A 24,660-nucleotide genomic window follows, 5' to 3' on the forward strand; every position below is an offset into this window, starting at 1 on the left:
TCACCCGTTCCTGCCCATGGCCTGCGCCAGTTGGCACACATGCCGGGCCAGCGCCACACGATCCTCCAGCGTGGTCATCAGCGTTTGCGCCGTTACACAGGGCACATCAATGTCATGACGCAATGCCGCATCCGTTTCATCAAGTACGAACAGATCGACAAAATCGGCATAATGCCGCGCGACAGATGCTGCACTGACCTCCAGCCCCAGTTCAGCCATCAATTTCGCGGTCGGTCCCTTCACCGCCTTTCCGGCAATCACGGGGGATACGGCAATGACCGGTGCGGGCGATTGTCGCAATGCGTCACGCAGGCCAGGCACGGCAAGGATCGGATCAATGCTCAGAAAAGGATTGGAGGGACACAGGATAATCCCCGCCAGCGCCGGATCAGACAGACCGGCCAGGATCTCCGGGTGGGGCTGGACCGCGCCGATGCTTTCGAAGGCAATCCCCGTCGCAACCGGGATGCAGCGTTCACGCACGAAATAGGTCTGGAAATCCAACCGTCCTTCGCTGGTATCAAGAAAAGTTCGCAGGGGGGCATCACTGGCGGGCAGCAAGGTGCAACCTACGCCCATCCGGCGCGTGATGTCGGCCATGATCGCCGACAATCCCTCCCCACGGTGCAGGCGGCGGGTCCGCTCCACATGCAGCGCCAGATCCCCATCCCCCAGCAGAAACCAGGCATCATCCCCGATCTGGCGCAGGACCTGCATGAAGGTCCATGTCTCATCACGACGCCCCCATCCCTGCACAGGATTTGCAACGCCGGACAATGTGTAAAGCAGGGTGTCAAAGTCAGGGCAGATATAAAGCCCGAGATGTTCAAAGTCATCGCCAATATTGGCAATGATACACAGATCCTCCGGTGGCAGGGCATGATATAGCCCAAGTGCGAGCTTGGCGCCCCCGACACCGCCTGAAATTGCCAGGAACCTGCGTCCTGCAACATGGTCATATGTCATCGGAACCGATCCTCCGCAAGCGGACGCACAAGTGCGCGGGCATTGCATTCCGGCACGTCCCAGGCATATCCGCGGATCAGCACAGCCGGTTGCCGCTGTGCCGCCTGCCCCATCAGCAGGGATGCCGCGGCGGCGATTTCATCGCCCAGTCCCACGACGGTGCTGTGCAGGACACGACCATTCATATCGCATTCCCCGCGAAGGTCCTGCACGGCAGGAAACCCTGCCGCCCCCAGGCACACCCCGACGGTGCCCTGTCGCCATGGGCGACCGAAACTGTCATTGACCAGCACCGCGATACGACACCCGGTGCGGGCATACAGGGCATCCGCTACCCTGCGTGCACTTTCATCAGGGTCAACAGGCAGCAACAAGGCGCATGCCTGCCCATCGGGGCTGCTGACATTGGACTGGTCTATGCCTGCATTCGCCATGACAAATCCCAATCGATGCTCAAGGATCAGCAATCCCGGCAGCGCCCGCACGACACGCGCCGATTCCGCAAGCGCAAGAGTGACAAGCCGCGGATCTTTCTTGACGCGGTGCGCCAGGTCGCGGGCTTCGGGCGTGACAGTCACCTCATCAAGGAGGACAACGCGACCTTCCGCCTTAGAGACGATTTTCTGGGCCAACACGATGATATCACCATGCTGCAACACCTGCCCCATCTGATCCAGCGCATCCATGACAATCCGCGCCAGGTCATCCCCTTTGCGCACGTCGGGAATGCCAGGCAGGGCAATGGCGGTGTACTGTGCGGTATTCATGCCGCCCCGAACCGTCGCCGCAGGCGCGGAAGGATCTCTTTCGCATACAGCGACAGGAAACGCTGCTGGTCCGGGCCGGGAGCATGAAACACCAGATGGTTGAAACCACGCCTGATGTAAGCTGCAACCTGTTCCACATGTTCCTCTGGATCGGCAGAGACCTGCCACCGGGCGGCCGCGCGCTCCAGCGGGAGCGCGCGGGCCAGTTCCTCCATTTCCATGGGGTCGGCCACCGAATGCTTTTCCTCGGCGGACAGAGCCAGCGCTGCCCAATGGCGCGTGGCCTCCCGCGCGGCCTTGATGTCCGTATCGAATGACACCTTCATCTCGATCATCCGGCCATAACCGCTGGTCGCGCCCTCCCGCCGTGACAGGCCCTGTTCAATATTTGGAATGATCTTTTCATCATAAAATGCGGGTTCCTTTCCGCTGGTACAGATGAACCCGTCCCCCATATACCCGGCATAACGCGCGACAAGCGGGCCGCCCGCTGCGACATAGACAGGGGGTGCGACATCTGGCCGGTCATACAGGGTGGCGTTCCGGGTATGATAATACTGCCCGTCAAAAGTGACCCGCTCCTGCGTCCACAAGGCACGCATAAGATCGACGGCCTCACGCAGGCGGGCAAAACGTTCGCGGAATTCCGGCCATGCAATACCTGTCGCCGGGACCTCGTTCAGGGATTCACCCGTTCCGACCCCGACGATGAAGCGGTCGGGAAACATGACCCCCAACGTCGCGAACGCCTGCGCCACCATAGCCGGGTGATAGCGGAATGTAGGGGTCAGAACACTGGTGCCCAGCACGATCCTGTCGGTGCGGGCCGCAGCCGCGCCAAGCCATGATAGCGAGAATGGCGCATGCCCGTCCGTATGCTTCCACGGCTGGAAATGATCGCTGATGAAAACGGAATCAAACCCCGCCTCCTCCGCCGCGCAGGCAAGTGCCAGCAGTTGTGTGGGCGAAAACTGTTCTGCCGAAGCCTTGTAACCAAACCTGAGCATTATACCCCCATCCCGATCGGGATAACGTTTGCTTGCTAGAAATGATCCCTGCGTTTTTTCCACGGTGTCTGCACCCTGGCCTCCAATGGGCGCGCCTGCATGCTGCAGGCCCGGCGTTCTTCGTGTACCGCCTGATACAATGTCGTACGCTGCTGGGGCAGCCGCCCCGATGCCACGATTACGTCTTCCATCTGCGCCGGGCTGAACTCCTGCCCATGCACGGCGCCAGCAGCACGCGAGATGCTCTCATCCATCAATGTCCCGCCCAGGTCATTCGCCCCGCACGACAACAACCGCCCGATCCCCGGCGCGCCAAGCTTGACCCATGATGCCTGGATATTGGGGATTGAGAAATTCAGCACCAGCCGCGCGACCGCATGCATCAGGACCACTTCGCGCCAGGTCGGCCCGATGCGCGATTCACCGCGCAGGAACATCGGGGCCTCCATATGTACGAAAGGAAGGCAGACGAACTCGGTAAATCCCCCTGTCCTGCCTTGCAGGTCACGCAGGTGCAGCAGGTGCGCGGCCCAACTGTGGGGGGATTCGATATGGCCGAACATGATCGTGGACGTGGTGCGCAGCCCGACCGCATGCGCGGCCTCCACCACCTCCAGCCATCCGCGCGTTCCCAGCTTACCGGGGGCAAGGCGCTCACGCACCCCATCATCAAGGATCTCGGCCGCTGTCCCTGGCAAGGACCCCAGGCCAGCTTCCTGAAGGCGTTCGAGATATGTTGTCAGCGATACACCGGCCAGCCGGGCGCCATGCGCGATCTCCAGCGGGGAAAATGCATGGACATGCAGCCCGGGTGCTGCCTGCCGGACCGTACGCAACAACTGCATATAGGTCTGATGTGTGTAATCAGGGCTGATCCCGCCCTGCATGCACACCTCCGTTGCCCCGCGTTCCCATGCCTCACGCGCGCGTCGTGCAACTTCTTCCAACGCAAGGTCATAAGGCGCACCGCGCAGATGTTCATGTGTCTTCCCCTTTGAAAACGCACAAAAACGGCAGGAAAGCCCACATACATTGGTATAATTGATGTTACGGGTCACGACATAGCGCACAACATCACCACAGGTCGTACGCCGCAGGTCATCGGCCGCGATGCGTACGGCCTCGACCTCATCCCCACGGGCCTGGAACAGGCGCACGATCTCCGCATGCCCCAACCTGTCACCATGCATCGCACGCCCAAGGATGAACTGCAGGTCACGCCCGACATTGTTCCCGCCCATGGCGGGCGCGGGCAGACCGACATCCAGGCCGGGGCTCCAGCCATCCGTCCGCGCGAAACCTTCCGCATCCATGTTGCGCCGTACCATCGCATGCAGCGCCGGATCGACCCACCGTTCCAGATCCTGCGCATACCGGGGATAAATCGGCAGGCGCTGCGCCAGTTCCAGCCCGTATTCACGGCAGGCACGGGCCAGTTGCGCTACCTGTGGCCATGGTGCCTCGGGATTGACATGATCCGCCGTCACGGGCGAAATGCCGCCCCAGTCAGAAATGCCACTTTCGAGGATACGGGGAAACACGGCATAGGACAGATTGGGGGGCACCTGTATGCTCACCTCATCATCCATGATACGCCGCGCCATGGCTGCGGTCCACAACAGGTCGTCAAGATCCGGCTCTGCGCACCCATGCATACGCGTCTCAGCCTTGGCACGGAAATTCTGGACGATGATTTCCTGAATATGGCCGTATTTACGGTGAAGATCACGCAAGGCAAGAAGCGCGTCGATACGTTCGAGGCGTGTCTCCCCGATCCCGATCAGTATCCCGCTGGTAAAGGGAATAGCCTGTTCCCCCGCCTCGGCGATCATGGCAAGACGGATTTCGGGGCGTTTGTCCGGCGCCCCGAAATGCGGTCCCCCACGTTCACACAACCGCGTCGCCGTACTTTCCAGCATGATCCCTTGCGAGATACTGACCGCACGCAGGCGCTGCATTTCTTCTTTGGATAATATTCCCGCATTTACATGCGGCATCAGCCCTGTCTGCCGCATGATGGCGTCACAGACATGCACCAGATAATCAACCGTGGAGTCAAAACCCATCCGCGCCAGCGCCTCGCGTGCGACGTGATACCGGCTTTCCGGTCGATCCCCCAGCGTCAACAGGGCCTCGTGACAGCCGGCATCCCGCCCGGCCCCTGCGATCGCCAATACCTCCTCGACCGAGAGATACGGCGCGGGCACATCCACCGGGCGCGCGGCGAAAGTGCAATACCCGCACTGATCGCGGCATAGTCGTGTCAGTGGAATAAAAACCTTGCGCGAATAAGTCACGACACGACCGGACAGCGATCGCGCACGGGCGAATGCCCCTGCATGCAAGGACTGTGCCGACATGCCCTGTACTTCACGCAGGAGGGCTTGCGCCTGTGCATGATGTTCCGGGGCGTATTGCGTCGTTTCAAATATGGCCATCACATTGCCCCACGATACACACCTGTTGCGATACATCCGTAACGAAAGCAGGATACCAACCAGAACCAGAAACAAAATGTTCTATATAACGGAACAAAAAACGCGATTTTGTTATTTTCGTGAAATAACTTAAACAATGAATTGACAAGAAAGCAAGTCTCAATTCATCATCGAAACGTGTTCAAGGAAACATATTGTTTATTCCGCTCAGCGGAACAGATTTATTCTTGTGAACCCTGATATCGGGAACGCACGCATGCCTGACACTTATGCCACGGGATTAAGATGCCTGCGATGTGGCACACCCTACCCCCTGCGCGACAGCCTCGACGGATGCACCCGTTGCACGGGGAGCCTCGCGGCTGGCCTGGAAGTTACATATAACCCGGCCCTGACGGCGCCACGTCCGTGTATACCACAGGGACGCGGCCTGTGGCGATATGGCCCCATGCTGCCGGTCGCGGCGCAACAGGCCGTTACCCTTGGCGAAGGGGGAACGCCACTGCTTGCGCTGGACAGGACAGCAGAAGCACTTGGGCTTGCGACATTGCTGCTCAAGGATGAAACGCGCAACCCAACCGGATCGTTCAAGGACCGGCTGGCCTGCGTGGGGGTGTCCTATGCCAGGGCATCGGGCAGATCCGTTATCGTCTCAAGCTCCTCGGGCAATGCTGGGGCATCCGCTGCCGCCTACGCCGCCAGGGCGGGGATGCCCTGCGTGATTTTCACAACACCCGACGCACCACGCAACATGATGACACAGATGCGCGCTCTTGGCGGGATTGTCCTTGTCACTGCACATGCCGACGACCGACTTGCCCTCCTGCGGCAGGGCGTCACGCGGATGGGCTGGTTTGCAATCTCCCCTTTCTGCATGCCGGTGACAGGCAGCAACCCCATCGCGATTGAGGGATACAAGAGCATCGCATATGAAATCGCCGAAGACATGGGCTGGGACATTCCGGAATGGGTTGTACTCCCTGTCTGTTATGGCGACGCGCTTTCGATGATCTGGCGCGGGTTCAAGGAAATGCTTGAAATGGGGTGGACCCGGCGCTTGCCACGCATGGTCGCGGCGGAAAGCTCTGGCTCCCTATGTCATGCCATGGAAACAGGGGCGCAATATACAACCGCCACGCGCCAGAACAGAAGGTCGATCGCGACATCCATCGGGACCGACCGTGGCACGTTCCAGTCACTTCATACCTTGCGGCAAAGCCAAGGGATCGCGGTCAAGGTCGAGGATTCCAGCATGCTGCAATGGCAGGACAGGATTTCACAAACAGAAGGTTCCTGGCTTGAAATTTCTTCTGCCGCTGCATTTTCCGCTGTGGAAAATCTGGTACGCGCAGGCACGATTTCCGCGCATGACCGCGTGGTCGTACTGGGCACCGCGAGTGGTATGAAAACACCCTCCCCCCCACCCATCGCCATGCTGGATTCCGCCATCCTCGACGATGCCCTTGATACGGCACGCGATGTCTATGGCGTGGATCTGGCCTCACTTCATACAGGGCATGGCGCATGACCATGCCGGACACCCAGAATTCAGTCAGGGAATATCATGCGCACTCCGAAACTTTCCGTTGATATAGGCGGGACTTTTACCGACCTTGTATTAAGCGTGGGGGACAGGGTCCACACGCGCAAGGTACTGACAACCCCCGCAATGCCCGATGATGCGTTCCTCCAGGGGATGGACCTGATCCTGCACGATGCAGATGTGGGATATAATGACTTATCCCTCATCATCCATGGCACGACGCTTGCCACCAATGCGCTGATTGAACGCAAGGGCGCACGGTGCGCCATGCTCGTGACAGAGGGTTTTCGTGATTCTGTTGAAATGGCCTATGAAAACCGTTTCGAACAGTACGATATCCTGATGGAACGGCCACCGCCGCTGGTACCGCGTCACCTGCGCCTGCCGATCCGTGAACGGCTGGGGCCTGCGGGCCAGGTCATAACGCCACTGGACGAAGACGCCATCATTGCCGCCATTGACGTCTTTCGGCGCCACGATATCCAGAGCGTGGCAATATGTTTCCTGCATTCCTATGCCAACCTTGTCCATGAAAAACGGGCACGCGAAATTCTCCAATCCCATGCGCCCGACCTTTCCATCACGATGTCGGGACAGGTCTCGCCCGAAATCCGGGAATACGAACGCTGGTCCACCGCCTGTGCGAATGCCTATGTGCAACCGGTGATGGACACCTATCTCGGGCGCCTTGAAACCCGGCTGCATGAACGGGGCGTCATGGCGCCCCTGTTCATGGTGACCTCATCAGGCAGCCTCGCCACATGCGCGCATGCGCGTCACTTTCCGATCAGGCTGGTGGAATCCGGGCCTGCCGGTGGGGCTGTACTGGCCGTGGCACTGGCCGCGCATTATGGCCTGCCGGAAATCGTATCATTCGACATGGGAGGGACGACGGCAAAAATCTGCCTGATTGACAATAACCAGCCCCTCTTTTCACGTTTTTTCGAGGTCGCGCGCCATTACCGCCACCTGAAGGGAAGCGGGCTTCCCATCCGCATTCCTGTCATAGACATGGTGGAAATCGGGGCAGGCGGCGGTTCCGTCGCGACAGTGGACGCGATGAAACGTATCCAGGTCGGGCCGCAAAGCATGGGATCAACCCCAGGTCCGGCCTGTTATGGTCGCGGTGGGACATGCGGGACGGTCACGGACGCCAACGTGGTCTGTGGACGCATTCGTGCCGAAACCTTCGCCGGGGGCAGCATGAAGCTCGATACGACTGCGGCACAGTCGGCCCTTGTTGATGCCGTGGGCATGATCACGGGTCAGTCCCCTGCGGCGGCAGCCAGTTCCGTTATCGAGATTGTCGAGGAATCAATGGCCAATGCCGCGCGTGTACACGCCATGGAAAAAGGTTGTGACCTGACATCACGCACCATGATCGCGTTCGGGGGCGCCGCCCCCCTGCATGCGTCGCGGCTGGCGGAAAAACTTGGTATCCGACAGGTTATTGTCCCAACGGGCGCGGGCGTAGGATCGGCGATCGGCTTTCTGCTGACCCCGATCGCCTGTGACATCGCGCGCACCCATCTGCTGACGCTGGATGCAACCTCCGGGCTGGGTGCCCTTGAACGCCTGCATCAGGGCATGCTTGATGAAGCGCATGCTGTCATCGGCCCGGCGATACGCGGTGATCTCAACAGGCTGGAAGCCCGTTGGGTTGCTGACATGCGCTATCACGGGCAGGGGCATGAAGTGCAGGTACACATCCCGCCCACGCGGATACGCGACCCAGATACCCTGCGCACCTTGTTCGAGGCAGCATACGCCCGGCAGTTCGGGCGGACCATCCCCAACCTTGCGGTACAGATAACGGGATGGACGTTGCGGCTGAGTGCGCCGGTTGATGCCCGGCTGCCCCCGCCATCGGGCATTCCCACCACGGGCACGGCGCAACCGGTCATGGGCAGGATCATTGCCCCCGGCACGTCACGACAGATCGATGTCGCCATATACCAGCGCGCGGAACTGCCGGTTACGACCACCGTCAATGGCCCGGCCCTGATTGTGGAAGATGAAACGACAACTTTTGTATCCGCCTGCTTTGGCGCGACAATAAATGAACTGGGCCATATCGTCATGACAAGGATCGAGGCATGACCAGCCAGGATAAGAACACGCCCCCCCCGCCGACGGACGGCCTGGAACGTATCGGGTTACAGGTCATGTGGGACCGCCTGCTGTCGGTCGTGGAGGAACAGGCATTGATGCTGGTGCGAACAGGGTTCAGCACCTCCACCCGTGAAGCAGGCGATGTGTCCGCAGGGATTTTCGATGTGCAGGGGCGCATGATCGCCCAGGCCGTGACCGGAACCCCGGGCCATGTCAATTCGATGGCACGCGCGATCCGGCATTTCATCGACTGCTTCCCCGTCGCCACAATGCGGGAGGGGGATACGTTCATTACCAACGACCCGTGGAAAGGTACCGGGCATCTTCATGACTTTACCGTTCTGACACCAATTTTCCGCGCAGCGAAAGTCGTGGCGATGGCGGCCAGCACCTGCCATGTGATCGACATTGGCGGTCGCGGCATGGGACCAGAAGGCCGCACCATTTTTGAAGAGGGCCTTTTTGTACCGATCCGTTATCTGACCCGGGGGGGAGAGGTCGACCAGACCCTGATGGACCTCATCCACTGTAACGTGCGTGAACCCGAACAGGTGGTGGGCGATGTCTATTCCCTGATGGGATGCAATACAGTGGCCCAGCAGCGTTTCGTACAGATGCTTGATGAATTCCACCTTGATGACATCGAAATGCTTTCGGAACACATCATCAACACGTCGCGCCTTGCCATGCTGGATGCGATACGCGCCCTGCCCCCTGGCCGCAGCCATTACGAGATGTATTCCGACGGATATGACCTGCCCATAAGGATCCGCGCGACCCTCAGCATCGAAACCGATGGGATCTGTGTCGATTTCGCAGGGTCGTCCCCTCCGTCGCGTTTCGGTATCAACGTCCCGTTCTGCTATACGGAGGCTTATGCCAGTTTTGGCGTGAAATGCATGGTCGCCCCCAGGGTCCCGAACAATGCGGGCTCGCTGGAGGTGATACGCATCTGCGCGCCCGAAGATTCGATCCTTAACGCCCCTTATCCATTACCAGTCGCAACACGGCATATCATAGGACAGCTCCTGCCTGACGTCGTCATCGGGTGCCTGTCACAGATCCTTGGTCCGACTGCCGTACCGGCGGAAGGCACATCATGCCTGTGGAACCTGATTGCCTCTGGCGGCGCAGGGATGGTGGATGTCGCCCCTGCAGAGCTTGCAAATGCACGGACATTCAATGTGATGTCATTCCATTCAGGCGGGACCGGCGCACGACCCGGCCGCGACGGCCTGTCCGCCACCGCATTCCCAAGCGGGGTACGCAACGTGCCGGTGGAAATTACGGAATCCATGTCACCAATCCTGATCCATTCCAAGGAATACCGGACCGATTCCGGGGGGGCGGGCGAATTCCGGGGGGGGCTGGGACAGGTCATGGAAGTCTCCAGCACCGAGCACAGCCCCTTTACCCTGAGCGCGAATTTCGACCGCGTCCTTCACCCGCCACGTGGGCGTGCGGGTGGAATGGATGGGTTGGCCGGGCGGCTGGTGCTGGGCGATTCCACGCCCCTGCGTGGCAAGGGGCGCCAGGTTATCCCGGCAGGCATGCACCTGACCATCAAGATGCCCGGCGGCGGCGGGATCGGTGATCCCACGCGACGGTGCCCCGAACGCGTGGCACACGATGTCAGGAATGGCCTGGTTTCCCCCCGATGTGCCGTCACGCTTTATGGCGTCATACTTGATGCCAATGAACAGGTTGATCTTGACGCAACATATCGACATCGTAATGGCATGGCCAAGGCAGGAACACGAACATGACCGCACTCGTCAGTGTCGGCCTCCCGACCGGGATGGAGGGGCTGACCTTCCCCATCCCATTTTCCGACCCGTCAACGCTGCTACGGATTGCAAAACATGCCGAGGCCCTCGGCTATCATTCCGTGTGGGGCAATGACCACATGACGACCCAGAATTATGTGCGGTCGGAATTCCCCACGCCGCCACGTTTTTGGGAGCCCTTGATAACCTATGCATGGCTGGCCGCGCAGACCACGACGCTACGCTTTGGCACGGGCATCCTTGTCCTGCCGATGCGTCGTGACATTGTGGTGACAGCCAAACAGATCGCAACCCTGGACCACATGTCAGGCGGCCGGCTTGAAATCGGCGTGGGCGTCGGTGCCTACCGGGAGGAGTTCAACGCCCTGTGGCCAGATGCCAAGGTGCATCGTGGCGAGATGGTTGAAGAGGGCGTACGCGCCCTGCGCGAATTGTTTAATGAACGTGAGGCAAGCTTTCAGGGTAAATACTATCATTTTCGCGATGTCGAGTTCTTTCCCAAACCATTGCAACCCGACCTGCCGCTATATTTTGGTGGCAATTCGGTGCAGCACCTGCAACGTGTGGCGCGGTGGGGCAACGGATGGATCCCCGCCGGCATGCCTGCGGGGCAGCTTGGCAACATGGTTTCCATGCTGCGTGACTATACCGCGGCGGAAGGTCGAGACCCCGACACGATCGCCATTGCCCCGCAATTCGTCGCCTATGTCGCCAGGACGGACGAGGAAGCGATTGCAAAATACCAGCAAAGCCAGATGCACAAACACCTGATGTCGCTGCGTTCATCCACCCTGAAGGGACAGTCCGCCACAGGGATGGAGGACATCAACCTTGTCGGTAGCGTGGAGACCGTGGTGGCCAAGATGCATAGGCTGATAGCCGCCGGGGTAACCCATTTCCTTGGTCTGTATTTTGCCGCAAGTTCGCCCGACGAATTATGTGAACAGATGCAGATTTTCGCCGAACAGGTCATCCCGGAGTTATGACGGAATGAAACTCAGCCTGTCGTCCGATGGGGCGACACCTCCCGCCGACCTGACGCAACTGGCCCTTGCGGCGGATGAATGCGGCCTGGCGCGTTATTGGATGGCATCGCACCTGTTCCAGCGCGAACCCATCGTCAACAGCACCATGGCGTTGCAGCAGACGCGACGGCTGGGTATCGCGCTGATGGCCATGAGTCCCTACACCGTTCACCCGGTCTATGCCACGATGGCGGCGGCTGCGCTGGATGAATGGTTTCCCGGCCGTGTGGTCCTGTGCTTTGGCACGGGATCACCACGCGACCTTGAATCCATATCCATGCAGGCGGCCCGTCCGTTGCAGACCATGCGTGAGACCATCGAGATCGCCCGCCGGCTTCTTGATGGCGGCAACGTTACTTATGCGGGCCAATGTTTCACGATCGCCGGTCGTACCCTTTCCGCCCGGCCGCACGATATTCCCATCATGGTGGCCGCGTCAGGGCCACGCATGCTTGAACTGGCCGGGGCACAGGCCGATGGCGTACTGATCAGTGCGGGCACTTCACCACAATTCATCGCCCGTGCGCTTGATCACGTCAGGGCGGGCGAGGCACGCAGTGGACGGACGGTGTATAAATCGGCACTCGTTTACACCGCCGTCGCCCCCGATGGTGACGAAGCCCGCCAGCAGGTCCGCCGCGCTCTGGCCTTTGTCCTGCGTGGGGAACATCATCGCGAAAACCTTGCCTGCGCGGGCAGCACCCTGGACCAGAATGCATTACGCGAAGCCTATGCCGCATGCGACTGGGCACGGGTGGACGACCTGATTGACGATCGCATTATCGCCAACCATGCCGCTGCAGGCACGGCAAGGGAAGTCCGTACCGCCATCGACGCCTACCGGGATATAGGGCTTGACGAACTTGTCCTGTCATCGCTCCGCTTTCCCGACGAACTGCGGCAAATCATCGCCCCTCCTGCCCCTACCGCCTGACCGGCCCCTTCCCGAGGATAGCTGCATGAACACCGCCCCCCTTTCCCCCAGCGGGACAGCACATCGCACATGGCGTCCCGGCATGTTCTGGCAGGTTGTCATCGGCAGCGTGCTGGGCCTGGGGCTCGGGGTGATCGACCCTGCCCTCGCCATGCAGACACGTTGGGTCACGGACATTTTCCTGCGCCTGATCGTGATGGCCGTGGGGCCTTTGCTGTTCTGCATCGTGACGATGGGCATTGTGGGGGCTGGCTCCCTGCGCAACGTCGGGCGTCTTGGGGCGAAAGCCCTGCTCTATTTCGAGGGCATGACCACATTCGTGCTTCTTGGCTCGGTCGGGGTGGCCATGCTGCTCCAGCCCGGCAGGACCATTGTCTTTACCCCGACGGACGAAGACACCCGCATGGTGGCGTCTTATGCGCATAATGCCAGCCTCCTGCATGATGGTGGCATTACGGGGTTCATCGTATCACTGGTCCCACATTCGCCCGCCGACGCCTTTGCCCAGGCCAACATCTTGCAAATCCTGTTCTTTGCGATCCTGTTTGGATGCTGCCTCAGCCTGATCGGCCCGGCGGGAACGCCGCTTGTGCATCTGCTGGAGGCCCTTTCCACCCTGTTTTCACGCATGATGCGCGTTATCATCTCGCTTGCCCCGCTGGGGGTCTTTGGCGCGATGGCAACGACAACCGCACGCTATGGCATAAATGCGATCATGCACCTGGCGGCATTCGTCGGGCTGTACTATCTTGTCATCATCGTGTTCCTGACCGTGGTGCTGGGCGGCTGCCTGCGGATGGCAGGGGTCAGGCCTTTGCGTTTTGCACGCTACTTCCGCGAAGAACTGGCCATCACCTTCACGACCACCACATCTGATGCGGTGCTACCCAGTGTCATGGCAAAACTGGAACGGCTGGGTGTATCCTCACAGGTTGTCGGGATTGTGGTTCCGGCGGGATATTCCTTTAACCTTGACGCCCTGTCGATCTACCTCGGGCTTGCGGTGATCTTCCTTGCGCAGGCAACGGGAACGCACCTGAGCTTCTGGCAGATGGCCATCATGCTGACGGCGGCACTGTTTACATCCAAGGGTGCACATGGTGTGCCCGGCATCGCGATCGTAGTGCTGGCCGCAACCCTGCAGGCCATGCCCTCCATCCCGCTCGCCAGCCTGACCATGTTACTGGCGGTGGATTGGTTTATCGGGATTGCCCGTGCCGTGGGCAACCTGGCGGGGAACTGCGTCGCCCCGGTCATTATCGGTGCGTGGGAAGGCAAGCTGGACCGTGAAAAAATGGCACGCGAACTTGGATAGGCACGGGCCGGAAATGGCGGGACAAGCCAGTTAGGGCAGATCATGTTTGGATGCGTGCATTCAAACAGGTGAAGATGCGCGTAAAAACAATAAACCGGAGCATTTTCACCGAACCGGTTTTCGATGGAAATGCTCCAGACAGCAGGCTTTTAGCCCTGCGCCCCTTCGTCCGCCCCGGACACAGGGATTACAAGTGCGGGCTTGCGCATGAATCACCCACATCATCTTTCGTGCGTCCCGGCCACACCGGATGGCATCTCACCGACATTCAGAGACCGTTCAAAAACAACCCATTGATAAGCAAAGGGAACATTCCAGACGTTATCTTATCCCTTGATAAAGCGATACCTCTCAAAACTTTTGGCAGAAGCATCACAAAAACTTTTATAATCCCAGTATGTTATCAGACCCATATTTTTCAACAGTCCCTTACATGCCTGCCTGCTATCTTTTTGGGGCATCTGCTATAATGATGCTCCATGGTTGATCGTCTGAACCTTGACCGACTGTTTGTCGCCATTCTGGAGACGGGAAGTTTTGTCGCCGCATCTGAACGCATCGGCGTCAGCAGCGGGCAGGCATCCAAGATGCTGTCCCGCCTGGAATCCGAACTGGGCGTACAACTGATACAGCGGACGACGCGCGCACTGTCCCCAACGGAAATCGGGCAGGCCTATTACGAGCGGATCAAGGTCATCCTCGCACAACGCGACGACCTGGATGCTTCCATACGTAATATCTCCGGCACTCCATCAGGACGGTTGCGAATCACCGCGCCAATGTCATTTGGCAATATCCAGTTGATGCCTGCCCTGCTTGCCTTTGCGGACCGCTACTCCAGCATTCGTCTCGACGTCAGTTTTTCGGATCACCTGGCTGACCTTGTGGAGGATGGCTTTGATCTTGCCGTGCGCATCGGGCGGCTTTCCGACAGCAGTCTGATCGCACGCAGGTTATGCGACACCCGGATCGTTACCGTCGCCTCGCCCGGGTACCTTGCGATACACGGCGTCCCAACCCACCCGGACGAACTGTCACGCCATGCCTGTATCATCGATACCAATTTTCGAACGCCCAACATCTGGTCCTTCTGCAACCCGACTTCGCGTCAGCCTATGTCAGTGCCCATCTCGGGGAGGATTGCATTTTCAAACGGTGAAGCCTGCATGACTGCCGCGGAACGGGGGTTGGGCATCGCATGCCTGCCAAGCTTCATCGCTGGTCCCGGAATTTACAAAGGCACGCTGGTTACGCTTCTGCGCGATGCTGAACCACCTGCGCTTGGTGTTCACGCACTATATCCTTCAGCACGCCATCTTGCCTTAAAGGTCCGCGTACTATCAGATTTTCTTGCCGATCACTTCAAGGGCAAAGCAGAATGGGATATGCACTAACCACAAGCAACCTTCCACAAAGGCGGCTGGACATCAGCCGCACACAGCCTGCTTTCACCCGGCCTGCCGGAACCAGTGGCTTCGGCAGGCCCGATGCAGGGAGATGCAAAACGTCATTCCTGCTTTTCAAATGCGCCTGCGATACGCAACTTCACTTCATCACCGACATAGGGGACGTACGTCTTCACACCGAAATCGCTACGCCTTATTGTACCTGTTGCTTCGAATCCAGCAGTGTATTTTTTGTCCATCGGGTTGGTGCCCGCACCGATGAAATGTACCTTCAATATCTCGGATTTCGTCACACCATGCAGGGTCAGATTGCCCTTGACCACGGCGTCGGCCTTACCAATTGACTTTACCTCTGTGGAAATGAATGTTGCGGTTGGGAATTTCGCGGCATCAAACCATTGCTCCCCCTTGAGCTCCGCCGTAAGCTTATCACTTGTTGTCTGCACGGAGGCAATCGGGATCGTTACAGACAGCTTCGATTGTGCAGGGACCCTGGCATTCAGATCCAGTGTCCCGGAAACATTCGAAAACATACCATCATAATAGGTAAACCCGAAATGCAGGAGTGAAAAACCAACCTGTGTATGGCCGGATTCGATGGTGTAGGCACCCGATTGGACCTGTGCGGGATCGGCAACAGCCTGGGCAGAGGCAAAGGTCGGGATGGCGGAAATGGATGCCACCAGCAGGACAGTGCGGGACAGACGTTGATACATGGCAAAGATCCTTAACCACAGCATGAAACCACAGCATGCAAGGCCTCAAGAGCTTACCTGCATGCCAAGCATGGTCATTGTGCCCATGTAGGGGCTATTGATCCATGAAAAGTGCGGAAGGTCATTCCATCCATACAGGAAACAATACTACACCAGCCACGCCGGAGAGAAGGGATAAGACGTCCATGGCTTCCGACGAAATGAAGGACCGCCCCCCTCTTCCCGATCCCAGCCAGAGTGGTAGATAGTAGATGTCTTGGAATAAAATTCACCCATCAAAAAAAATAAAACTCTCTTTCTATATAAAGAAAAATAAAAGACTATCCATTTACAGGTATTGTAAGAACCGCACCTGGATTTTTTGTGGTTTTTGAAAGTTCCATAAGTATCTGAAGCATTGTAAAACCAAGCTTGCTAGGAAAATCCGTATCAGAAATATAATAGAATTTTTTATTGTATTTTATCTCAACAAATGATACACGAGGGATTTCATTGCTGACATGAATAAAAACTGTAGGTTTTGTATTGCGACCAATTGATATTATTTTTGGAAGCGTGCGCCCAGAATCAATGTCTTCTTGGGGAACATCAATCTGATATGCAATCTGCCCCAGAACCCCCAGCATTGTGCGGGTCAGAAGCCTGATCTGGCCATGTTGCGGTTTTCCTGCACCATATACCACTTCCACACGCTCATCCTTTGGACCCATTTCAAAGAAACGACGCGTAGCCTTCACAACTTCGGCCAGAAGTGGATCGTTGGTTGGTGACACCGTAAGGAATACCCGATCAAACGCAGGGGTCTTCCCCGGTATTTCCTCACTATGTTCAAGCTGAATCCCTAAAAGGCCAGCTATCTGCAAGCGACGAAGGTCATAGATAAGTTCAAAAAATTCGGGCGAACCTTTCCCGACATCTCCCCCTATGGAACCCGCGTTATTAATCAGATTAACAGACTGAACCGCCAGACGGAACAAGATGTCTATCGGCAATCCCCCCATCGCCAGGGGCAGCAGGCTACCTGGAGGAAGCGGACGCAAAAACGTCTGGGCATAAGCATCCCCTGTCACCGGCTGGAATGTAAAAGTCGGGCTTTCTTGTATCTGCGCCCCGATAGAGCCTGCAGGTCGCAGCGGATTAGAGTCTGACCCCACCCCGATGGAAATGTTGCGTTGCAATTGGTACCCAGAAATCAGTTGGGTTGTATCCAGAAATCCTGGCGTATCCGCATATCTCAAGCGTACGACATTCAAAAGCGTTTGCTGCTTGGAAGAGCCAATCAGTGCTTGGGAATAATCGAGTTGATCACGATCCAGTCTCTGGGAACCGACACCAGAACAGCTACTCAATAACAGAATGAGCGGCACCATCGTAAGTTTTTTCATAAAAATATAACTCTGTATCTCTCAATATGGTGCGTCATATCGTATTTCGAATATTCTAGGGCATTGACTGAACACTTGCCGTTACAAATAACCCGGTCATTTCATATCATATAACATGTGCTTCTCTTAAATTTATATCAGAATTAGACTTCATCTCTCAACGAGCATAACCAGACCTGTCATCATTGCAGGCATATTCATTGAGGATGCAGGTCAGAGCCTCAGTCTCAAGTTACAAAAAAGCAACATATCATTGATGATGGATCTCATCACATATTGGCCTACATAAAATTACAGCCGGGTTTATTAACCTATCACCTGACTTATCTTGATATGTCGCATTCTGCGCCCCATATCGCGACAGTCGGTAAAGCACTGGATGAAATTTTTTGTAACTTCGATGCGAGGGAGATCAGGCCCGTTCAACCGGAACTGCATTTTCCCACCAAAGCCATAGCGGACAAAAACATGCCAAGGGATGATATAACATGCCACCGTCATGCATTGCACTGGATGCACGATATATCCCCACAAATGCCATCGCCGGGCCTCATATGGCACTCCACCTCACTCAATGGAAAGATTTTCCAAAGGGAATATGTTATTATAAGATCGTATGTTAACTGACCGATGCTGGTACGCGTATCCTGTGGGGAGAAATTTAAACCATCAGATAGGATTGTGAGTTTATCGTAATTCTCCATAAGGTGTCTCTGTAACTATGAGAAAAATGTTTTTTGCCCTTGTTCCAGCGTTGACAATGATTGGTCACGCATATGCGACCGATGTGAAACTGCCCGATGGCACCCCGGCCAGCGTGACAACCCAATCGCCCTGCACCAGTGATAGCTATAAGGAATACGGAACATGTATTTCCGCCATCCTGAGCATTCCGTCCAACCGCGGGGGGGACGTGGATATCCGCGCGATTGAAACATTGCTGCCGAAAGATATCCAAAAGGCTGCCATCATAAGCGGTATTACCGCCACATCATCTATGCCTATGACGGTGTCTTTGAAGCATTATGATGACAAAAACATTACATGGCCTGCAACAGATACACCACTCGACCATATTATCATTCCCAATAATGGAACATATCAGGTTGTTCTCACAACAAATGATGCCGGGAAGACATGGGGCATAAGGGTTATTATCGAACAGTCCGGGTCAATAGATCAGTAATGAAAATCTGCCACAGATTTTCACAGGAAAACCAACGATTACTGAACATTGACTCTACAACCCTGACCTTTCTCGGGTTTGCTTAAACGTAAGCCCGATACAAGGACACACGAAAACATCGTGCCATGCCCCAAAGCCAGTGGTGGCCCGAGTGACGGTTCAAGCCTCCATAATGCCCGGCCTTGCCTGTTCAGAGCAGGTTGCAAGATTTTACCCAAGGTTGAATGCCTTGAAAATAGGCAGCCGACAGCAAACTTCCGGTTTATTTTTACGTAAACCAAAGACTATTTATCATGTTTTTTCGTGAAATTTGACGTGTTCGATCTGATAATAAAATCAGACAGTATGGAGCAGATTCAACACTACAAATTGACAACAAGAAATACATATAAAATAAAACAAATATAAAAACAAAAATAAGCACCATTAAAAACTTTATTATTATACAATTTAACTGCATAAATTACACATAAATACATTGCAAAAACCCGCAATAACTTGGTACCATTTTTTACTACCATAATGCCAAAGCCGTATCAGATCAGGCAACAAATGCCTTTACAGTTACATATAGAAATCTGCTGGACGTGATATCTCCCATAAATAGCTATAAAATATAGTGTTTATATATTGTTATTTCATATATTAATCAATTGACATGATATATGTCGAAAGATAGAAGCCAAAAACAACTTTTAAAAAGTTAATTTTGGATTCCACTCATGAAAACGTTTAGTCTGTTCCTATTCTCAACGGTCATCATATGGACTGGACGGTCCTACGGAGCGGACGTTGCCCTCACACATCGTACGATCAGTGGTGGGAATAAGGCACGTCATCACGACAGGCAGCAACAGCCACACCCTGATACCGCACCGAGCATGGAATCCATTGCTGTATCAGGGAACCGGCATGTCTCCCACGGGCCAGAACAGTTCGTCAGCCGCGAAGTCATGGATCGCTTCGTGCCTGGCACAAGCCCGCTCCAGATCCTTGCCGCAACCACGCCTGGCGTCAGCTTCGGTTCGGATGATCCTTTCGGCCTCGATGGGGTTGCCAATACGCTATATCTGCGTGGGTTCACCCAATCGCAGATCGGGGCAACGCTGGATGGCATTCCTCTGGGGGATCAGGGGTTCATGCAATATAATGGCCTCGATATTAACGAAGCCGTGATTCAGGACAATATTTCATCGATTGGTGTTTCACAGGGGGCCGGGGCCGTGGATGTTCCATCGGCGCAAAACCTGGGCGGCGTGATCCGGTATTTTACATCCGATCCAGCGGACAAAGCCGGAGGGAACCTGTCACAGACATTTGGCAGCAACGCAACATTCCGCACATTTGGTAGCGTTGACAGTGGTGCCCTTAATGCAACAGGCACAAAATTCCGTGCCAGTTTTGCCCGCACCGACAACGACAAATGGAAGGGGTACGGCGACCAGCTAGAGTATCAGGCGAACTTCAAACTTGTCCAGCCGATCCAGGATCGGGGCAAGATCAGCGCCATCTTCGACTGGTCCGAATTCAACCAGTACAATTACATGAATTACAGCCTGAACATGCTAAAGAAATTTGGGGCGACAGGCTCTGACTTCCTGACACCCAATTATGCGGAGGCATATGCTGCGGCACAGGGCAACTACACATCCAACATCGCCTCACTGGGCAATGCGACGGATGAATCAAATGCCACACAATATGACGGAGCACAGATCCAGCGTAATTATCTGTCCGCCATTACCAGCCAATTGACTCTGGCCCCGCATCTTGAAGAAAATACGGTCCTGTATGCCCATGTGTCCAGTGGTGACTATGAAGCAAGCCCGACGTTCCCATCCCCGACCGGGGCACCATTTTCCCAACTCGTCAGCCACCAGGGCATTCGCAGGATCGGGTTCACGCAGTCTTTTCGTTATACGATCGCCGGAAATCACATTGACACCGGCGTATGGTATGAAAACAATTCATACTCGTTCCCTGCCGAACTCTACAGTCAGCCAGCCCTTGGCCAGGGAACGCCACGCAATGCGATGGGCCCTTTCCGTAATCCCTATGCAACATGGTTTTCGGATTCCTTCAACACCAACACTTTCCAGTTTCACTTGCAGGACACTTACGACATCCTGCCCAATCTCCAGATCAGTGCGGGTTTCCGCTCCCTGATAACGACGACCCATGGCGGTGCAAGCTATAATAACCAGTCCCTGACCGGACAGGCCGAACTTCCCCGCGGCAGCCTGACAGCCGCCAGCGCCTTTCTCCCGCATGTTTCATTAGATTATCATTTCCTCAGCCATCACGAATTCTATATCGACATTGCGGAAAACATGCGCGCCTATACTTATAATCCTTTCCTGATGTCCGATGGCGCGTGGTCGGTTGAAAACCAGTCTGAATTCCAGTCTGTCAAAACAAAAATCCGCCCTGAACGTACCTGGACCTTCCTTGGAGGTTATCGTTACAATGGCGCAAAAATTTCAGCACAGGCAGATGCCTACCACGTTGAGTATTACAACCGGCTGGAAAATATCACGGCGGGAACACCAACCGATCCCATCAATTCCTTCGTCAATACAGGCAAGGAGGCAATCACCGGCGTGGATGCATCCCTGACGTTACGTCCGGTCAAGGGGCTCGAATTCTTCAACAGCCTGAGCTACGCCAAGGAACAATATGGCGGTGGCGTTGACTATGAGGGGACCTATTATAACCTGAAGGGGAAAAAGCAGGTGGGTTATCCAAGCTGGATGTACAAAACCAGCCTGTCCTATGCCTATCGCCGGGCACGCGTGACCTTCAATGCAACTTATACCGGCTCCCGCCCGCTTTCCTATGTCAACGATACCCATGTTGCGCCATACTGGCTGGCCGGTCTGTCGGCATCCTATAATTTCGGATCAATCGGGTTCATGAAAAACTTCGGCATCAATTTCAACATCTATAACCTTTTCAACACCACCTATGTCGGCGGCATGGGGCTGTTCGGCTATCCCATCTCCGGGGATTCTCCAACCCTGTTCATTGGCGCACCCCGACAGTTCTTCGGATCCGTGCACGCGTCTTTCTAACATGCCCCCCAAAATACCGGGCAGCCCCCTGCCAGCCACCTTACCAGCGCGACAATACGGTCTGGGGGTGGCCCTGTTCCTGGAAGCTGCCGAGCGGTTCAGCTTCTATGGCATGCTCAGCATTCTGCTGATCTACCTGCTGGATATACGCGGGCTGCCCGCGCCGCAGGCCAACCTGTTCGTTGGCAGCTTCAACGCTCTTGCACTGGTCAGCACACTGCTGGGCAGCCGTCTGGGCGAGGCGCTACTTGGCCCCACGCGAACGGTCCTTTATGGCTGCCTTATCCAGTTTACAGCCCTCGTCCTGCTCGGTCTGTCTACGACATGGCCCATGCTCTTCCTTCCGGCCACGGCAACCATCGCGGTTACGAACGGCCTGACACGCACGAACATGGCAATGCTGGTCCTACGCCATGCAACCAAGGAACGATCGGCAGACGGTCTTGCGACCCTTTATACCTTTGCCGTCAATCTTGGGGCCATGTTCTCATTTCTCCTCGTGCCATGGATCGGCAAGCGGTATGGCTATGCCACTGCATTCGGGATATGTGCGACGGGGCTGTTCCTCGGCGCGATAACGGCCCTGCTTAACAGACGCAGCCTCGGCGGTGAACCGCAAGGGGGCACCACAACAAATCGTGCTGGCGAAAGGCCTGACGCGGGACAGGCCGTCCCCCGGGCGATGGGCGAGATCGTCCTTGTCGCCCTTTTCTACTGGATTATCCTGAATTTCCCGGCGGGCGGTCATTGGATATTCTGGATCGTTACCAGCGCAATCCCGGTATTCTGGACCGTGCTATGGCACAATGCCACAGTCACGGAGCGTCCAGGCATCATACTCTGTCTGATCCTGGTTGCGGAGGCCATGTTCTACGGCATTTTCGATGAACAGACGACTTCGACCTTTGTGCTTTATGCCTTACATAACCTCAACCGCCAGTTCAGCCTGGGGGGGATTACGCTCTTCCAGCTTGATGCACCGCAGATTGTCGCCATCAATGCGGGTCTGACCATGCTGATCGGGCCAGCATTCGTCGCGCTTTACCGCTTTCTGGATAAAAAGTTCGGCACCATTGCACTCTCGACGAAATATGCATGCGGATCACTTTTCATCGTCATAGGCTTTCTGATCCTATACATGAATACGGCGGGTCCGGCATCCGGGCTCCGCGCCCCATGGGGCATGTTCGGGGCCTATGCCGCCATCTCGGTGGCTGGACTGATCATGAATGGCCTCGGCCTGTCGGTCATCATGACTTACCTGGCCCCACGTGTGCGCAATATGTCCGTTGCCGTCTATTATATTTCCACCGGTGTGGCGATGTATGGCGGCAGCGTACTGGCAAATACAATGGGCATCCGCCATCTGCACACCACGGCGTCTATCAGGGACAGCCTCTCCATCTTCCATACATTTTTTCAGGGTTTCACCCTGCTGGCCGCCGCGGGGGCGGTAATGATTATCCTCCTGTTACCAGTGCTGCGCATACTGGAAAAACGCACGCGTCCCATCCCGACACATCAGGACAGGTACAAGAAAAATGAAACAGCCCCGAATTGATGAAAAACAGTGGATTACATGATGTCCCGATGGGACAGCCATAGCAACACAACCTGAGAAACTGCTTGAATAGCCGTTGCCCGTATCAAGGGAGTTCAGCCCACAAGGCAACGGCGCACCTGTAGGGAGAGCAGCACCCAACGCCCCCAAAAGTCATGCGGTCCCATCCTGTCAAATGTTGCATGATCCGTATTGCTGTCCCCCATTTGTTCAGCTCACGGGCTTTGGCAAATTCCGATGACTGCCGATACCTATGGCAAGGAAGGCGGCCATCACGCCTGCGAGACCCGCAAGCACAAGCATATCCTGATAACTTCCCTGCGCCTCTCGCAGCAGGCCGGCGAGAGACGCAGCGCAGGCAGCCCCGATCTGATGTCCGAAAACGATCCAGCCAAACACAATGGGGGCCGAATGCTCACCAAACGCAATGTTGCTTAGACGCAGGGTTGGCGGGACTGTTGCGATCCAGTCGAGACCATAGAATATTCCAAAGATGGTCAGGCTTTCGGGCGAAAAATCGATGAAGGGTAGCGCAATGAGCGACACACCCCGTAGGCCGTAATAGGAAAACAGCAACCAGCGCGCATCCAGCCGATCCGTCAGCCACCCAGAAAATGTGGTGCCAAAAAGGTCAAACATCCCCATCATGGCAAGATATCCCGCCGCCGGGACCTCACCGATACCATGATCGGCACATATCGCGATGAAGTGCGTGCCAATCAGGCCATTGGTGGTGAAGCCGCAGACAAAAAAGGTGGCAAACAAAAACCAGAAATCCCGCTTTCGTGCGGCCATCACCAATGCTGTGATGGCTGTTTGTAATGGGTTCTGGTCCATATATCGCAACGGCGCATGATCCGGCGCGGCCCCATGGGGCACCAACCCACGATCTTGCGGATGTTCGGGCAGGAAAAAAGCCACAAGCGGCACCAATATCAGGGTCATTGCGGCAACAGCCATGACTGCGGCCTGCCACCCGAACTGATGAACAAGTGCGGCCAGGCCTGGCAGGAACAGTAATGAACCGGTTGCCGTGCTGGCGGCCAGCAGGCCCATGATCGTACCGCGCCGGGCCACAAACCAGCGGTTTACCACCGTGGCCCCCAGCACCATTGCCACCGCCCCGGTGCCGAAACCGGTCAATACGCCCCAGGTCAGAAAAAACTGCCACGGCTGTGTCATATCCAGTGACAGCAATGCGGACAGGCCAATCAGCAACAATGCACCGATCAACATGCGGCGGATTCCGAATTTCTGCATAAGAGCCGCGGAAAATGGCCCGACAAGACCATAAAGAAAGATTCCTACAGCGGCAGAAATGGAAATGCTGCTCCGGCTCCAGCCCAATGTTTCCTGCAACGGCATTATCAGAACACCCGGTGTCGCCCGCACACCGGCAGAAACCAGCAGAGAGAGAAACGTAAGCCCAACCACCAGAACG

General features: G+C 56.2%; 17 protein-coding genes. 10 read left to right on the plus strand and 7 right to left on the minus strand.

What is annotated here, in order from left to right; all coding sequences use genetic code 11:
* Genes cofD through cofH form a run of 4 tightly spaced genes read right to left on the minus strand, consistent with a single transcriptional unit; the run spans position 1 to position 5,178 of the window.
* Complete coding sequence (cofD, locus tag B7G66_RS03465) at positions 1-966, minus strand: 2-phospho-L-lactate transferase (protein ID WP_003619208.1); 966 nt, start codon at positions 964-966, stop codon at positions 1-3.
* Positions 963-1,733, minus strand: a complete 771-nt coding sequence (gene cofE, locus B7G66_RS03470) for a coenzyme F420-0:L-glutamate ligase (protein WP_003619206.1) — start codon at positions 1,731-1,733, stop codon at positions 963-965. Before cofE ends, cofD begins: the two co-directional genes overlap by 4 nt.
* Entirely contained in the window at positions 1,730-2,740 is a 1,011-nt protein-coding gene (fgd, locus tag B7G66_RS03475; RefSeq protein ID WP_003619205.1) for a glucose-6-phosphate dehydrogenase (coenzyme-F420), read from the minus strand. The genes cofE and fgd overlap by 4 nt, the downstream gene beginning before the upstream one ends.
* A gap of 35 nt (positions 2,741-2,775) precedes the next feature.
* Positions 2,776-5,178 carry a 5-amino-6-(D-ribitylamino)uracil--L-tyrosine 4-hydroxyphenyl transferase CofH gene (gene cofH, locus B7G66_RS03480; RefSeq protein WP_003619203.1) on the minus strand — a complete coding sequence of 801 codons (2,403 nt, stop codon included), beginning with the start codon at positions 5,176-5,178 and terminating at the stop codon, positions 2,776-2,778.
* A gap of 256 nt (positions 5,179-5,434) precedes the next feature.
* Between cofH and B7G66_RS03485 the strand changes: the two genes are divergently transcribed.
* From B7G66_RS03485 to B7G66_RS03515, 7 genes are all read left to right on the plus strand, one after another.
* Positions 5,435-6,706 carry a threonine synthase gene (locus tag B7G66_RS03485; RefSeq protein WP_003619201.1) on the plus strand — a complete coding sequence of 424 codons (1,272 nt, stop codon included), beginning with the start codon at positions 5,435-5,437 and terminating at the stop codon, positions 6,704-6,706.
* Positions 6,707-6,742: 36 nt separating this feature from the next.
* The gene (locus tag B7G66_RS03490; protein ID WP_040510664.1) at positions 6,743-8,821 is read left to right on the plus strand and encodes a hydantoinase/oxoprolinase family protein; all 2,079 of its coding nucleotides are present in this window, start codon (positions 6,743-6,745) and stop codon (positions 8,819-8,821) included.
* A complete protein-coding gene (locus tag B7G66_RS03495) occupies positions 8,818-10,599 on the plus strand; it encodes a hydantoinase B/oxoprolinase family protein (protein ID WP_003619197.1) in 1,782 nt (593 codons plus the stop codon). Before B7G66_RS03490 ends, B7G66_RS03495 begins: the two co-directional genes overlap by 4 nt.
* The gene (locus B7G66_RS03500) at positions 10,596-11,606 is read left to right on the plus strand and encodes an LLM class flavin-dependent oxidoreductase (protein ID WP_003619196.1); all 1,011 of its coding nucleotides are present in this window, start codon (positions 10,596-10,598) and stop codon (positions 11,604-11,606) included. Before B7G66_RS03495 ends, B7G66_RS03500 begins: the two co-directional genes overlap by 4 nt.
* Positions 11,607-11,610: 4 nt before the next feature.
* Positions 11,611-12,579, plus strand: a complete 969-nt coding sequence (locus B7G66_RS03505; RefSeq protein WP_003619194.1) for an LLM class flavin-dependent oxidoreductase — start codon at positions 11,611-11,613, stop codon at positions 12,577-12,579.
* A gap of 25 nt (positions 12,580-12,604) precedes the next feature.
* A complete protein-coding gene (locus B7G66_RS03510) occupies positions 12,605-13,894 on the plus strand; it encodes a C4-dicarboxylate transporter DctA (protein ID WP_003619193.1) in 1,290 nt (429 codons plus the stop codon).
* 479 nt (positions 13,895-14,373) lie between these two features.
* The gene (locus B7G66_RS03515; RefSeq protein WP_003619191.1) at positions 14,374-15,288 is read left to right on the plus strand and encodes a LysR family transcriptional regulator; all 915 of its coding nucleotides are present in this window, start codon (positions 14,374-14,376) and stop codon (positions 15,286-15,288) included.
* A 113-nt stretch (positions 15,289-15,401) separates the two neighbouring features.
* On the opposite strand, the gene B7G66_RS03520 is transcribed toward B7G66_RS03515, so the two are convergent.
* Both B7G66_RS03520 and B7G66_RS03525 read right to left on the minus strand, forming a co-directional pair.
* Complete coding sequence (locus B7G66_RS03520; RefSeq protein WP_003619189.1) at positions 15,402-16,016, minus strand: YceI family protein; 615 nt, start codon at positions 16,014-16,016, stop codon at positions 15,402-15,404.
* A 320-nt stretch (positions 16,017-16,336) separates the two neighbouring features.
* Positions 16,337-17,401 carry a hypothetical protein gene (locus B7G66_RS03525; RefSeq protein ID WP_003619188.1) on the minus strand — a complete coding sequence of 355 codons (1,065 nt, stop codon included), beginning with the start codon at positions 17,399-17,401 and terminating at the stop codon, positions 16,337-16,339.
* A 730-nt stretch (positions 17,402-18,131) separates the two neighbouring features.
* On the opposite strand from B7G66_RS03525, the gene B7G66_RS03530 reads away from it, so the two are divergent.
* The 3 genes from B7G66_RS03530 (at position 18,132) to B7G66_RS03540 (ending at position 23,219) form a co-directional block, all read left to right on the plus strand.
* Complete coding sequence (locus tag B7G66_RS03530) at positions 18,132-18,587, plus strand: hypothetical protein (protein WP_003619186.1); 456 nt, start codon at positions 18,132-18,134, stop codon at positions 18,585-18,587.
* A 722-nt stretch (positions 18,588-19,309) separates the two neighbouring features.
* Positions 19,310-21,658, plus strand: a complete 2,349-nt coding sequence (locus B7G66_RS03535; RefSeq protein WP_080545423.1) for a TonB-dependent receptor — start codon at positions 19,310-19,312, stop codon at positions 21,656-21,658.
* 1 nt (position 21,659) lies between these two features.
* Positions 21,660-23,219, plus strand: a complete 1,560-nt coding sequence (locus tag B7G66_RS03540; protein WP_141312801.1) for an oligopeptide:H+ symporter — start codon at positions 21,660-21,662, stop codon at positions 23,217-23,219.
* A 210-nt stretch (positions 23,220-23,429) separates the two neighbouring features.
* Here B7G66_RS03540 and B7G66_RS03545 read toward each other — a convergent pair whose 3' ends face one another.
* Entirely contained in the window at positions 23,430-24,653 is a 1,224-nt protein-coding gene (locus B7G66_RS03545) for an MFS transporter (protein ID WP_231105574.1), read from the minus strand.
* Positions 24,654-24,660 lie beyond the last annotated feature (7 nt).

This window comes from Novacetimonas hansenii JCM 7643 (assembly GCF_000964405.1).
Taxonomy (GTDB): domain Bacteria; phylum Pseudomonadota; class Alphaproteobacteria; order Acetobacterales; family Acetobacteraceae; genus Novacetimonas; species Novacetimonas hansenii.